The following is a 14264-nucleotide window of genomic DNA, read 5'->3' on the forward strand; positions in this document are numbered from 1 at the left end:
TATTCTCTATTGGCTTATTTAAAAAAGTATTCATTGCAGATTCTTTTGCAAAATGGGCAAATGCTGGGTTTGGTGTTGTAGAGAATGGAGGTGTTTTAAATATCTTTGAATCTTGGGTTACATCTCTATCTTATACCTTTCAACTCTACTTTGATTTTAGTGGGTATTGCGATATGGCAATAGGCTTAGGATTATTCTTTGGGATAATGCTGCCTATTAATTTTAACTCTCCTTATAAAGCTTTAAACATTAGTGAGTTTTGGAGGAAGTGGCATATAACTCTTGGGAGATTCTTAAAAGAATATGTCTATATTCCATTAGGAGGAAATAGAAATACAAAGTATAAAGATTATAGCCATTATGGAATCTTAAACAAGCTTCTAACTCTTAGGAATCTCTTTATCATAGCACTATTAAGTGGAATATGGCATGGGGCTGGATATGGATTTGCAATATGGGGATTATTACATGGAATTGCAATGATAATTCATAGAATTTACTCATGGGTGATAGATAATATGATGCATGAGAGAGATTCTAAAAGTTTTTTAAATACCAATCTTAATAATGCTTTAGAATCTAAAGATGAAAAAGATTCTAAAGACATAGACTTTAAGGATTTAGATTCTAAAAGCAAAGCAGATTCTACAAAACAACTCCGCAATACTCCTTTAGCAAAAAATATAAGAAACTTTACTCAAGGCAGATTCTATAAAGTGCTTTGTTGGTTTATCACTTTTAATTTTATCAATATTGCTTGGATATTTTTTAGGAGTGAAAATGTGCAAGGAGCGTTTAATCTTTTAAAGGGAATGTTTGGGATTATTTGGGTTGAGTTACCCTTAAAAGCTCATCATATGCCTAAGCTTTTGGGTCAAATAGGTGGTAGAAATGATACTTTAGTTTATATTATCTTGGCATTTGTGGTATGTGTTTGGTGTAGGAGTGCTACCACAAAATTATCACAACATATAAATAGCATAACATTCACGATTTTGGGAGCAGTGTTTGCATATATCGTATTGGGACTTTTTGTTCAAGATTATAACGTACCATTTTTATACTTTAATTTTTAAAGGCATAAAATGCAAATATTAGGTATTAAACAAATTGTATTTTTTTTCCTTTCTAGTCTCGTTCTTTTTGCAAGCTATTTTATATTCACATTTTACTCCGTGCATTTTGCTCATATTCCTGTATTTGACTACACTGAAATTTGGATTAAAGATGTATATCAAGCTAAGGACATAATAAATGATAGGGTAACAACAAAACAAAGGCTTATGGTTGTAGGCGGCTCTAGCTCGCTCTTTGGTTTTAATGGAGCAATGGTTGAGTTAAACACTGATTTTAGTTTTATCAACTACGCCACACATGCAGGACTACCCATTAATTATCATATTGATAAAGTTATAGCAAAGGCAAAAGAGGGCGATATTATTATTTTGCCATTGGAATTTGGTTATTATTCATCAAATTCTCCTTGGAGTAATTATTGGTATATTCAAAATATGCTTAACTGGGATAAAGATTATCGTAAATATATTGATATAAAACATACACTTTTAGCATATATGAAAAATAATCCTACACAAGTCCTCTTAAGAGCTAAATACTACCTCGAAAACCCACATTTTAAAAGAGAAAAAAGCATTCAGGAAATCACAAATCAAAAAATGATTGTGCCACTCAATGATTCTATTCAAAAAGACATCATAACAATTCCTTGTCAAAGCTTTGCTTGGGCTGGCTATAGCTACGAATCTCTAAGCCCTAGCGGTGATTTTTGCTCACAAAAAAATATCAATATTTTTGAGAAAGATGAAAGCTATTTTGATATACAAATAAAAGTATCTCCATTTTTTCTAAGTGAATATAAGAGGCTAAAAGATTTTGCAGATTCTAAAAATATAAAAATTTTTCTCTTTTACCCTCCAACTATGGAAAATCCATCTTTTAGCCTTAAAGATATAAAAACTTTTGAAAAGATTGAGAATCTCAAATCTCAACTTGCTGCCCATAATATTTATATCTATGGAGATTTTACAGATTTTCATTTTGATAAAAAATATTTCTATGATACAGGCTATCATCTTAATAGTGATGGAGCAAATCTCCGCACAGGCATTTTTATCAAGCAGCTCTTTAAACTTCCTATATATTAAAGTTTAAACAGCTATCAATAAATATTTTGCCTTTAGCTTAAATACTTATAGTAGCAAGAGACATCCTACTAGTAACTTCCAAAGCATAGAATCTTAAAATAATTCAGCTCACACCTCTTGACAAACACTAAGTGTTAGGCTTTATAATTTCAAATGTATTTTATTATAAGGAGGAGTAATGCAAGATAAAAGCGCGAAATCTTTAGCGCGTAGAGACTTTTTAAAAACCTCTGCAAAGCTTAGTGTAATGGGAAGTGTAGTAGGTTTAGGTGGCTTTGCTTTAAGTGCGTGTAGCGAGGATTCTAAAAATTCTGCATTTACAAACAATCTTCAAAAAACACAAAACATTCAAGGAGATACAATGAAATCTACTCTCACCCCAAAAGCACAGCAAAATTTTGAGAAGCTCTTTGGCGACCCAAGTGCAAGTGGCCTAGCTCAAAGCGATCCTGATTTTTTAGCAATTATGTGAATTTTGCCTTTGATGAAGTGCCAAGTGAATCTAGACTTGAACTTAAAGAAGATTTGATGATTGTCCTTGCCTCACTTATAGCAATTCCAGCTTTAAGTGAGTTTAATAATATGCTTCAGGCAGCATTAAAAAATGGCGTTGAGCCTGTGGCGATTAAAGAAATTATCTATCAAGCCACGCCTTATGTGGGTATGGGAAAGATGCTAGATTTTATCACTGCTACTAATGAAATTTTTACGCAAAATAAAATCTCTTTACCCCTAGAGCCTCAAGGCACAACTACGCTTGAAGATAGAGTAGAATTGGGGCTGCAGACACAGCGCACAATTTTTGGAGAAGCCATTGATAAAGGCAATGCAGCAACACCAAAAGACTACCAACACATACGCACTTTTTTAAGTGGGAATTGCTTTGGGGATTATTACACACGCGGTGGGTTAGATTTGAAGTTTAGAGAGCTTTTAACCTTTGTCTATATTCTTTCTATGGGCGGGGCAGATTCTCAAGTGAGGGCACATATTGCGGGGAATCTTAGAATGGGTAATGATAGAGCTAAGCTTATTGCAGTGATTAGCGCACTTGTGCCTTATATCGGTTACCCTAGAAGTCTAAATGCCCTAAGTGCGCTTGATGAGATTGCACCCTTAAAGTGAAAAGAATTTGGCTTTTAGATTCTAAAATCCTGCATATTGGTTCTGTCGGGTTTTGATAAGCGAATCTGGATTTATAAGTTTAATTTGATGGTAAAATATCTCTAGTTTTGTACTGATTCATTCGCACGACACAAAAAAACTATGTATAGGGTTTTGTACTAATACTTTATAAAATTATTTATGAATCTATGCGATTAGAATGGATTGTCCTACTGGACATCGATTCTATAAGATACTTTGGAGATATATAATGGAAAATATCACCGCTGAAGGCTTATCGCTTTCTTTGTTGCAAGAAAAGGGATTGCCCCACTTTCATATATTTGATATTCGCTCAACCCAAGCCTTTTTGAGTGCGCACTTACAAGGTTCATTCCACGCAAAAGATGAGAGAGAAATTATAGAATCTTTAGAGTATTTAGCGGGGGGGGGGGGTAAATACCTTTATCAAGCCTCTCCTTATCGTCTGCTTTAGCTCTAAAAAATCTAAAACCCTAGCCCAAAATATCATTCAAAACCAAAATTTTATCTCACTCTATCCCTTAAATACCATTTACTATTTAGATTGCGGGATAATGGAAGCCTTTGAAAATGGCTTTGAGCCTATCTCAAGCCCACAAAATCCTAAAAATAAATTTTCACTCATTCAATCTACCTTAGAGGAGCTAAAAACTAAATTTCTTGCCTCAAAGCGCACTTGGGTTGTTGCTTTTAGTGGTGGTAAGGATTCTACTTGTGCGCTACAACTTGTCTATGAAATGCTCGTCTCTTTGCAATCACATCAAAGGAGGCAGACTTATGCTATTGCTTCAAATACGCTTGTAGAAGCCCCACATATTGATAGATTTTTAAAAGAAGTAATCCATTCTATCAATTCCCACGCAAAGAAAAACAATATCCCCTTTGAAATCCTACAAGTTAGCCCAAGCTTGAAAGATGATTTTTGGGTCAATCTCATTGGCAAAGGTTACCCTAGCCCGACAAGGACTTTTCGGTGGTGCACTGATAGGCTGAAAATCACTCCAACTAAAGCAGAAGTTGCTAAAATCACACAAAAATATGGCTCGGCTCTTTTGATACTAGGTTCAAGAAAGGCAGAATCAAGCAATCGTAAAAAATCCATAGAAAAGAGAATCCTAAATGAAGAGGGTTATTCCCAACATCACGACTTCCCCGATACGCTTACTTTTTCACCCATTGCAGAGTGGAACACCGATGAAGTATGGGCGTATCTTAGCACACATAAGCCTTTGTGGGACAAAGACCATAGCGAATTATTTTTGCTCTATGCCAAAGCAAGTGGTGAGGAGTGTCAGTTTATCACAGATTTAAGTCAAAGCAGTTGTGGTGGCTCAAGATTTGGTTGCTGGGTATGCACGGTGGTGAATGAGGATAAATCAATGCAGGGCTTTATAGAATCTGGAGAGGAGAATCTAAAACCCCTCAATGAATTTAGAAATTACATTAAAGATTTAAGGGAGGATTGCAATGCAAGGGCAGATTATAAACGCGATGGCAGAGCGGTGTATAAGGTTGGAGGACTTGGACCCTTTTTAAGCCATATTCGTGTGGAGATTCTAAAAAGACTTTTGCAAACAGAGCAGGAATTTATACAAAATGGTGGCAGTAAGCTCATCACAGATTCACAAATTTATGCGATACAAGAGCAGTGGAACAAGGAATTTGATTTTGAAAATAAAGCAATACAACTCGCACAGGAGGTAGGACGAATGAAAGATGAAAAATTAAAACAAAGCAGGGTTTTACATAAGGAGCTTTTGACAGAAGTGGCAGACAGGCTGGATTCTAAAGAGCTAGAGAATCTCATTAGCACTTGCATAGACATTTATAATACCACAGGTTTAAGGGGTAAAAATAATGCTTCAAGCAAGATAAAGAAAGAAATAGAAAAGCTTGTAGAGGATAAAACGAGCAAGCAAAGAAAGGAGGCATAAATGTTTATATCAAAAATCACCATTTCCAATCTTTTTGCTTACTATGGAAAAGTGGAGATAGAGTTTAAAAAGGTTGAGGGAAAGAATCTCTATTGCATTTATGGCAATAATGGCTTTGGTAAAACAAGCTTTATCCGTTGTGCGAAATTGCTTTTTTTGGGTGCTGGTGTGAAAGAAGCAGAGATTCCAAATGTTATCCAAAGATTTGCACCGCATATTAAATCGACTAGACAATTACTTAGAGGCGATTCAAAAACTTGGGCTGGAATCTTAAACAAAGCAGCGACAAAAGAGGGATTAGAGGATTTTTTTATCTCTTTTGAGGGCGCTTTGGGAGATAAAAGCTTTGTCCTCACTCGTGCTTTTACAAATGTTTATGGTGAAATTGAGGAAAAATTAATATTAAATCTTGATAAAGAAAATTTGAATGACGAAGAAGCACAAGAGAGAATTAATATGATTTTGCCTCCAAATTTAACGGAATTTTTCTTTTTTGATGGCGAGGAATTGGGAGAGTTGAGTAATAATTTACGCAAAGAATTTCAAGGAAAAATTGAGGAAATATTGCAAATTAAGCCTTTAGATATGCTCATTAAACAAATTCACAATTATAAAGATGAGTTAATGACAAGAGAAATAACGAGCAAAGAGCAACAACGCGCACTTGATGACAAAAAACAAGATAGAGACAAATACAAATTAGATTTGAGCCACAACAAAGAAAAACTTAAAAGCATTGAGCATTTTATTGAGGAAAAGTCTAGCCAAATAACACAAATACAAAGAAAGATTGAGAAACTAAGTGCAGATTCTAGCAAAGAACAAGCAGAGCTTATTAGCGAAAAAAATGAGTTGGATAAAGAACTTGTTACTTTAAAAGAGAGATTGAAAGAAAGCATAAAAAGTGTAATTTTTGTGAGCAACGAGGCACTTTTGCAAGATTTGAGAGTTCATATACAAGAATTGGAACTTAGCAATTTTGCAAGTGATATTGAAGTGTTTAAAAGGCTTTTGCCTGAACTTAAGGAATTTATGAATGAAGAGCTTGAAAACAGCGAGTTATTTAAAGTGCTTGATATAAAAAGCATAGAAGAGATTATAGATAAATTTCCAAATAAGCTAGAAAGCAAGGGGTTTGCCCATTCTTTTATCACGCATAATATGCTTATGCCATTAAGAGAATCTTTAGCAAGGCTGGAAAATGCGGGTTTAACACAAGATATAAAAGAGATAAAAAGCGCAAAAAATAAACTCGCACAAGTTAAAAATTACATTGATGAATTAAGCAGTGATGATAGCACAAGAGAAAAACAAAAAGCACTCAAAGAGGAAGTAAGCGCATTAGAGAGTGAAAAATCCCAAAAAGAAGAGGAAAAAGAAAAGTTAAAAGATGATTTAAGAAAATTGGAAATAGCAAAAGAACAGCTTGATAAAGAAATTGATTCTTTAGAGCAAAATATCAATACAGAGCGCATTGATAGTAAGTTAAGGATTTTGGAATCTTTAAAAACTAGCTTAATTCAATATAGAGAAAAATTGAATGATAAGCTAAGAGATGAGCTGCATTCACTTATTTTGGAAAATTATCAAAAACTTTTGCCCAATGATAATATCAAGGAATTAAGCATTAGCGAGGATTTTGAGATAAAGCTTAAAGATGAAAATGATGAGCAAATCATTATAGAAAACCAAAGCAGCGGACAAAAGCAGATTCTAGCGATTGCGATTTTTTGGGCTTTAAGCAAATTATCAAACTCTAATCTACCTATTATCATTGATACGCCATTAAGTAGAATAGATAGGGAAAATAGGGCAAGAATTATACAAAACTATTATACGAGCAATGCACAGGTAATTATTCTGCCCCATAGTGGAGAAATGGGAGAGAGGGAATATGAATATGCAAAGAATTACCTTGCGCAACTCTATAAGATAGATAACCAAGCAGATAGAAAACACGCCACTATCAAAAGAGTAGGAAAATTTGAAGAAATTTTATAAGGAGAGAAAATGGCAGATTTTAATACAAACAATCACGAAGAGATACTCATTGACAATGTGCGAAAAAATGGCTTTGGGTATAGCATAGATAGTGAGTTTCCTAAATATTTTGTGTTAAGAGTAGCTCTGGCAAAGGCTCTATCCTTGCCTAAGATACCCCTTAGTTCTCCGAGCTGGAAAAGTCTAAGAGCCGAGAGGGGCAAGGAATATAATTTAGAACAACTCACGGGCAAAGACAAAGAAAAGGGCGAGGATTTTGATCTTTTAATCCGCTCAATGCTGTATATGAAGCATAAAGACGAGCTAGATAGAGAAAACAAAAATATTTTCAGCGATGAAAAAGAATATCTAAGGATTTTAAGTCGCTATATCCAAAGGGGGCTTTATGAGCTTGATAATACCTATAAATCAAGCGATTGTTTCTATCAATGGTGTTTGGATAATTTACATTTATCATCAAAGCAGGAGCAGACAAAAGAAAATCCCAAAAATAATGATGTGGGTTACTTTCTTAAACTGCAAGATTATTTCAAAAAACAAGGAATTGGCATTAGGCTAATGAATGAAGAGGATTCTTATCGCCATCATATCTGCAAAATTGAGCTTTTGGATTCTACTAAGATTCAAGCCTTTAAAACAAAAAGTCAATATCTTGATGATGAGTTAGGCGCGAACATTTATATTGAGCAAGTTAAGGGCATCAGCAGAACATATAGTGTGCAGATTCCAAAGCCTAAAGAACAATGGCGAAAACTCGGTTTGCCTGAATTGAAGCAAGGCTTAGAGGAATTAAGCAAACACGATTATGCGCTTGGTATTTTTGCGGGAATGAGTGTGGAGAAAGAGCCTTTTTGCTTTGATTTAAAAACTACTCCGCATTTGCTAGTGGGCGGGACTTCAGGAAGCGGTAAATCAGCACTTCTAAAAATCATTGTTCTTTGTTTATTGCAAACGCCAAGCGTGGAAATTACAATTATTGACCCAAAATTTGGGTCGGAATTTGTGGAGTTTAACAATGCGAATAATGTAACACTTTTTACCCAAAATGAAGCGGTAGAGTGCGTGGAGCAATTTATAGAAGAAATGGAATCACGCTACAAAAGAAATGCAGCGGGTGAGAGCTTTGAAAGTATGCCTTATAAAGTGCTTGTTATAGATGAATTGCGTAACTTAACAAGAGGCAATAAAGGCTTAAATGATAAGCTTGGAACACTTGCCGAGAAAATGAGAGGTTGCAAAATGCACTTCGTGCTTGGCACTCAAAGACCAGATGCTCAAAACTTTAGCGGAGATTTACGCAGCAATGTCCCAAGTCGCATAGCCCTCAAGGTGCAAAAAAGCACAGAATCTAAGATTATTTTAGATGAAACAGGAGCAGAAAAGCTCACAGGCAAGGGAGATATGCTTATCAAACTTGGCGATAGTAGCAGCCTACAAAGAATCATCGGCATATACCTTACAGAGGAGGAGATACACAGTCAGCTTCAAACTATGCTTTGATAAATTCTAATTTCAATACAAATAAATTATACACCAATACGAAACCTTGTTTAATTCTATTGTTCTTTATTGAGGTTATTATTTAGATTGTATATAATACGGATTTTATGCGGAGAAAATAATGACACAAAGCTTAAGCTTCTATAAGCTCCATAATCAAATCTTTTACAAATCTAGCACTACAATGAGCGAATTGCAAGATTGTAGTGTGGATTTAATCATCACTTCCCCGCCTTATTTTAATATCAAAGATTACTCTAAAAATGGCTATCAAAACACACAACATTCAGAATCTAAAAAAGAGGATTTGGGTGCAATCAATGATTATAAAGAATATCTCAATGGTTTATTGCAGGTTTGGAGGGAATGTTATAGGGTATTAAAACCAAATGGCAAACTCTGTATTAATGTGCCTTTAATGCCTATGCTTAAAAAAGATTTGAACACGCATTATAATCGCCATATCTTTGATTTGCAAAGCGATATTCAACATAGCATTTTACACAATACTCCATTATTCTTGCTTGATTTATATATTTGGAATCGCACTAATACGACAAAACCCTTAATGTTTGGAAGCTATCCTTATCCACGCAATTTTTATGCGCAAAACACGAGCGAATTTATAAGCGTTTATGTTAAAAATGGCAAACCAAACAATAAGATTCCACAAGAAATCAAAGAGCAAAGCAAACTTACAAAAAAAGAGTGGGTAGAATACACAAAACAAATTTGGGATATTCCTATTCCAAACAAAAGCGATAGTGCCTTTGGAAAGCATTCAGCCATTATGCCCGAAGCAATACCTTATCGTCTAATCAAGCTTTATTCTTTTGTAGGAGATGTGGTGTTAGACCCTTTTGCTGGGAGTGGCACGACATTGAAAGTTGCTAAACAGCTCAAAAGAAATTATGTGGGATATGAACTCTATGCGCACTATAAGAGCGTGATAGAGGAAAAGCTAGATTTAAATAAACTTATAAGGAATCTAAATGGTTAATCAAAATGATTTTTATTGTATTCGTATAAGTCCTGAAGCTTTTATAACAGCAAATTATTTGGCAAAAATCAGAAATCCATACGAATTTCAAAGGAATGGACATTTATATAGCTATGATGAACCAACTTATCAAATGCAGACCATCTTGCAAGCGTTAATGCCTACATATCCTCCTGCTGAATTATCAAAAGGTAATACAGCCATTGGTATTTTATCGGAAATGTTGATTTTTGATGATTTAACAAAATATTTACAACATAGATATTTTGAAATACGGCAGAAACACTTTCAAAACCAAATTCCTTATACTCTAACATTACAACAATTTATGATTGAGCAATCGTGTTGTTATCATTTGGTTATTGGTTCATATGACAATGGGTGTGATATTCGAAAAAATGATATAAGTATTGATATTAAATGTTATGGAAATAAAATAATAGAAAATATAGATGAAATTACTAATTTAAATTTGTTGGTAGATAAAAGGCAATTTGATAACTTCAAAGCAAACATTTATATCCAAACATTCATTTTAAATAATAACAATGGTTTGTTTTTGGTTGTAGCTGGATATGCTGAGAGTGATAAGTTAGCTTTAAATTCTAATTTTCCAAACCCAGCATATTGCTGTAGTGTATCCAATCTATCATCTTATGAACTTTTGAAGAATAGTATTTTTTGAAGGTTTTTTATTGTGAATACAAATATAATCTACATACAAGACTGCTTTAGTTTTTTAGAAACTTTAGAGGATAAGAGCATAAACTTAGCTATTATTGACCCTCCCTATAATCTTAAAGTGGCAGATTGGGATAAGTTTAAGAGTGAGAAAGAATTTTTAGAATTTAGTTTTGCTTGGATTGATTTGATGTTGCAAAAAATGAAGCCAAGTGCAAGTTTTTATATCTTTAATACGCCTTATCATTGCGCTTTGTTTTTGCATTATTTGCAAGGCAAGGCAGTTTTTCAAAACTTTATTACTTGGTATAAAAAGGACGGCTTAAGTTATACAAAAAAGAGATTTTTAAACAATCAAGAATCCATTTTGTTTTACACAATGGATTCTAAGGATTATTATTTTGATTGTGATTCTGTGAGAATCCCTTATAATTCTACTCAAAGGATAGCCCACGCAAGAGAAAAAGGAATCTTAAAGAATGGTAAGCGTTGGTATCCTAATCCTAATGGCAAACTTTGCCCTGATGTGTGGGAGATAGTAAGTGAGAGGCATAAGCAAAAAGTGAATGGCAAGGTGCAAAAGCTCAATCACCCCACACCAAAACCAAGAGAAATGATAGAGCGAATGATTAAGGCAAGTTCTAAAGAGGGGGATTTGGTGCTTGATTTATTTGCTGGAAGTGGCATAACAAGTATCGTAGCAAGGGAATTAGGCAGGGATTATATAGGTTGTGAGCTAAAGAGGGAATATTTAGATTCTGGTTTAGAGATAAAGGAGAAATAATGACGCAAGAAGAGTTTAAAAATCAATTAATAGGAATAAATCCTGCGCTTGATTGTTTAAGATTTCTTTACCACAGAGTGTTAAGAGACGATTATAGAGGAACGCATAAACTGCAACATTATCGTTGGAGTGCAGAATATATTAAAATAGTTTTAAAGCATTTACCAAAAAATAGCTTATTGTTTCATACACAAGGCGATATACACGCTAATTATCGTTATAGTAATGAGGAACAAAAGTTTTGTGAATACTTGAATAAGGTTAATAAGGATTTATTAAGTCTTAATGCAAGTATTACAGATATGGGTATGCGTAAGATTATTTTTGTGAATTTGCAAAGAATGGGGTTTATTGATAGATTTAGCAAAAAGAAAGAATTATGTGATATAAACAGAAAATATCAATATAGATATGTAAAAATCACACAAAGAGGCTTGGATTTTATCCATTCAAGAGATATTTTTGAGGAACAAAGACATTTAGGTATTGCTTTGGATTTTGTTTTTGATGGTGTGGTGCAAGATGTTTTAGATATTTTAAACGCACTTGAGCCACAATATATAAGCGTTAGTGAAATGATGTTTTTTATAACTTATCTTGGCAAGGAATATCAAGGTAATATACTCACAAAAGATAAAATTGTAGAATTTATCAATGAATTTAGAAGTTTAAAGGCAAGAGCTAAAGTTGTAGAAGATGTCGTAAGTGAATTTTGTAACCCTTCAAATTTTATAGGCGATAAGACAGATAAGCGAGATTTTCATAATTGGAGAAACGAAACACAAAGTATGTTTAATAGCTTTGACTTGATGTCTTTGTTTGAATACGATACAGACAAGCAAAGACTATTGCTTAAAGCCAATATCAATGGTGAAAAAATCACATTCAAACGCAGCAGTTTAATCAAGGCGGAATATTTTAAGCAACACGAAGTGGAAAAGGATATTTGCTTTGAGCTTCACCATATCGTGCCATTTTATTACGCAAAGGATATTGATGCGCTAAAAGCCATTGATAATTGGCAAAATTTAATTTATATTGACGCAAATTCTCACAAGATTTTCAGCCTTGATAAAAGTGCTAAAAAGGCGATAAGATTAAATTTTAGAGACTTGGACGCCGTGCTTGATAATTTGATAGGTGATGAAATCTTGTTGAAATATACAGATAATATTAAATACAAGGTAGAATTACAACAAAGATTAATAAGGTATAATCAAAATTTGCTTGGAATAAATGCTTAAGAATATATATCACCGAGTTAGTGGTTTAACAAAAATAAAATCTTATGCTTACATACAATCGACAACTTTTATTTGCAAAAGAAATCTAAATACCTAAAGGAATCCCAATGCCCACAAGTGAGAATTTCAAAGATTTTGTGCTAGAAAATCTCAAAAGCACATTAGAGGATACACCTTATAGCTTTAGTGTGAAAAATTCTTTGTTATTATAAATTTACGCTATTGGTTGAAAGGCACAACCAATTTGCTTGTTTAATTAAACGTAGGCTTTCTTATACAATCCAAAAATTCCCAATAATAGTAAAACACCCACTCCATAGCCTAATAAAATGGAATCAAAATAACTTGCTAGAGCAAAACTAACAAAGGCTATTAAAGCAGTTGTGCTTACATAAGGTAGTTGTGTAATAAAATGGCTCTCCACTGAACAACCAGCACCCGCTGCTGATAATATTGTAGTATCTGAAATGGGTGAAGAATGATCTCCATAAACAGCACCAGAAAGCACAGCAGACATTACAAATGCAAATTCTACATTATTAGTGGTTGCTAAATTTAAACCAATAGGTAGCATAATGGCAAAAGTTCCCCAGCTTGTACCCGTGCAAAATGCAATGAATGCATAAATGATAAAAGCTGCTAAAGGAATAGCTACAGAAGCATAGCCTACCCCTCCATCTAGCCAAACTTTTGTAAGATTGGCTAAGTAGATTCCTGTTTGCATATCTTCTTTGATAACTGGACCAATACTCCAAGCAAGCACCAAAATAAAGCTTGCCGGAATCATCGAATAAGTGCCTATTTTAAAAATAGGGAAGAAGGCTCTTTTTTCTAAATATTTCCACGAAATTAAAAGATTAAGGACTAAAGCTGCAAATCCACCCCAAAAGAGAGAGAATCCTGTTTGAGTATTCGCTAACATTTCCAATAAATCAAGCTTGCCGCTTTCTTTATAGCCTGTCCATAAAATCAAAAGTGTAATAAAACCAATTAAAGCAAAAATGGGGATAATTTTTCAAATCCCTCTTGACAAACACTAGATGATAGGATTTATAATAATCTAATCTTTTTGAAGCAATAAGGAGAAAAAATGAAGAAATTAACAATTATGACTTTTGTTGTAGGTTTAGCTTTGACAAATCTTATAAGTGCAAAGGAGGCACAAGTGCAAAAAACACAAGAAATACTCAAGGCAGGAAGTCTTTGAGAATTTAAAGGAGATTCTAAAATCTTTAGTGGTGAAGTGAGCGTTAAAATGCTTTTTAAAAGTGGGGATTATCGCGATTTTAGTGGAGCAGAATTGACTTTTAGCCCTCGAGCTAGAAGTGCATGGCATACTCACCCAGCAGGGCAAACGCTTATCGTGACACAAGGCACAATCTATACAGGTACAAAAGATGGAATAGTGCAGATTGCAAAAGCTGGTGATGTGGTGCTTTGTCCTCCTGATGTGGATCATTGGCATGGAGCAGGACTAAGTGAAAAAGGTGTGCATATTGCTTTGACGCAAGAAAAAGATGGTAAGAATGTAAATTGGCTAGAACTCCTAAGTGATGAGGAGTATGAGGGATATATCAAAGAAGCAGGTAGAAATAGGAAGCAATAAAAAAGCAAAGTAATATTGAAAATTTTAATTGCCAAAGCCTGATAAATATTCGCTTAACCTGAAGTATTTAGATTAAGCGAATATTTTATAATCGAATAAGAGAATTACTGCCCAATGTAAAAATAAAGGAGTTTTAAAAGATATTGCGATATGCAATTTACTGTAGAAACAATATAAAATATAATTCCATATTTAAGCTAAAG

At 33.9% G+C, this 14264-nt stretch carries 14 protein-coding genes; 13 read left to right on the top strand and 1 reads right to left on the bottom strand.

What is annotated here, in order from left to right; genetic code table 11:
* The 12 genes from LS73_RS07650 to LS73_RS07700 all read left to right on the top strand — a co-directional run.
* The coding region (locus LS73_RS07650) for an MBOAT family O-acyltransferase (protein ID WP_138070011.1) at positions 1 to 1076 on the top strand (1076 nt) is incomplete at its 5' end.
* A gap of 9 nt (positions 1077 to 1085) precedes the next feature.
* Positions 1086 to 2165 (top strand): hypothetical protein, encoded by a 1080-nt coding sequence (locus LS73_RS07655; RefSeq protein ID WP_034558349.1) that lies wholly within the window; start codon positions 1086 to 1088, stop codon positions 2163 to 2165.
* A 178-nt stretch (positions 2166 to 2343) separates the two neighbouring features.
* Complete coding sequence (locus tag LS73_RS10545) at positions 2344 to 2637, top strand: hypothetical protein (protein WP_324737027.1); 294 nt, start codon at positions 2344 to 2346, stop codon at positions 2635 to 2637.
* Positions 2634 to 3290, top strand: coding sequence for a carboxymuconolactone decarboxylase family protein (locus LS73_RS07660; protein ID WP_324737028.1), 657 nt, complete (start codon positions 2634 to 2636; stop codon positions 3288 to 3290). Before LS73_RS10545 ends, LS73_RS07660 begins: the two co-directional genes overlap by 4 nt.
* 250 nt (positions 3291 to 3540) lie before the next feature.
* On the top strand, positions 3541 to 3765 hold the full coding sequence (locus LS73_RS07665; protein ID WP_104692286.1) for a hypothetical protein: 225 nt from the start codon (positions 3541 to 3543) through the stop codon (positions 3763 to 3765).
* Between the two features lie 100 nt (positions 3766 to 3865).
* Positions 3866 to 5245: a DNA phosphorothioation system sulfurtransferase DndC gene (gene dndC / locus LS73_RS07670; RefSeq protein WP_104692287.1), complete on the top strand. Its 1380-nt coding sequence runs from the start codon at positions 3866 to 3868 to the stop codon at positions 5243 to 5245.
* Entirely contained in the window at positions 5246 to 7246 is a 2001-nt protein-coding gene (locus LS73_RS07675) for an AAA family ATPase (protein ID WP_034558522.1), read from the top strand.
* A gap of 9 nt (positions 7247 to 7255) precedes the next feature.
* Positions 7256 to 8746 carry an FtsK/SpoIIIE domain-containing protein gene (locus tag LS73_RS07680; RefSeq protein WP_034558524.1) on the top strand — a complete coding sequence of 497 codons (1491 nt, stop codon included), beginning with the start codon at positions 7256 to 7258 and terminating at the stop codon, positions 8744 to 8746.
* Between the two features lie 184 nt (positions 8747 to 8930).
* On the top strand, positions 8931 to 9746 hold the full coding sequence (locus LS73_RS07685; protein WP_052089861.1) for a DNA-methyltransferase: 816 nt from the start codon (positions 8931 to 8933) through the stop codon (positions 9744 to 9746).
* Positions 9739 to 10431, top strand: coding sequence for a hypothetical protein (locus LS73_RS07690; RefSeq protein WP_034558528.1), 693 nt, complete (start codon positions 9739 to 9741; stop codon positions 10429 to 10431). The genes LS73_RS07685 and LS73_RS07690 overlap by 8 nt, the downstream gene beginning before the upstream one ends.
* A gap of 12 nt (positions 10432 to 10443) precedes the next feature.
* Positions 10444 to 11211, top strand: a complete 768-nt coding sequence (locus tag LS73_RS07695; RefSeq protein ID WP_034558530.1) for a DNA-methyltransferase — start codon at positions 10444 to 10446, stop codon at positions 11209 to 11211.
* Positions 11211 to 12455, top strand: coding sequence for a hypothetical protein (locus LS73_RS07700; RefSeq protein ID WP_034558532.1), 1245 nt, complete (start codon positions 11211 to 11213; stop codon positions 12453 to 12455). Before LS73_RS07695 ends, LS73_RS07700 begins: the two co-directional genes overlap by 1 nt.
* 256 nt (positions 12456 to 12711) lie before the next feature.
* Here the strand turns inward: LS73_RS07700 and LS73_RS07710 are convergent, their stop codons facing one another.
* Entirely contained in the window at positions 12712 to 13467 is a 756-nt protein-coding gene (locus LS73_RS07710) for a Na+/H+ antiporter NhaC family protein (RefSeq protein ID WP_081955614.1), read from the bottom strand.
* Between the two features lie 243 nt (positions 13468 to 13710).
* On the opposite strand from LS73_RS07710, the gene LS73_RS07715 reads away from it, so the two are divergent.
* Positions 13711 to 14061 carry a cupin domain-containing protein gene (locus LS73_RS07715; RefSeq protein ID WP_324737029.1) on the top strand — a complete coding sequence of 117 codons (351 nt, stop codon included), beginning with the start codon at positions 13711 to 13713 and terminating at the stop codon, positions 14059 to 14061.
* Positions 14062 to 14264 lie beyond the last annotated feature (203 nt).

This window comes from Helicobacter muridarum, from assembly GCF_000765805.2.
In the GTDB taxonomy this organism is placed as follows: Bacteria; Campylobacterota; Campylobacteria; order Campylobacterales; family Helicobacteraceae; genus Helicobacter_A; species Helicobacter_A muridarum.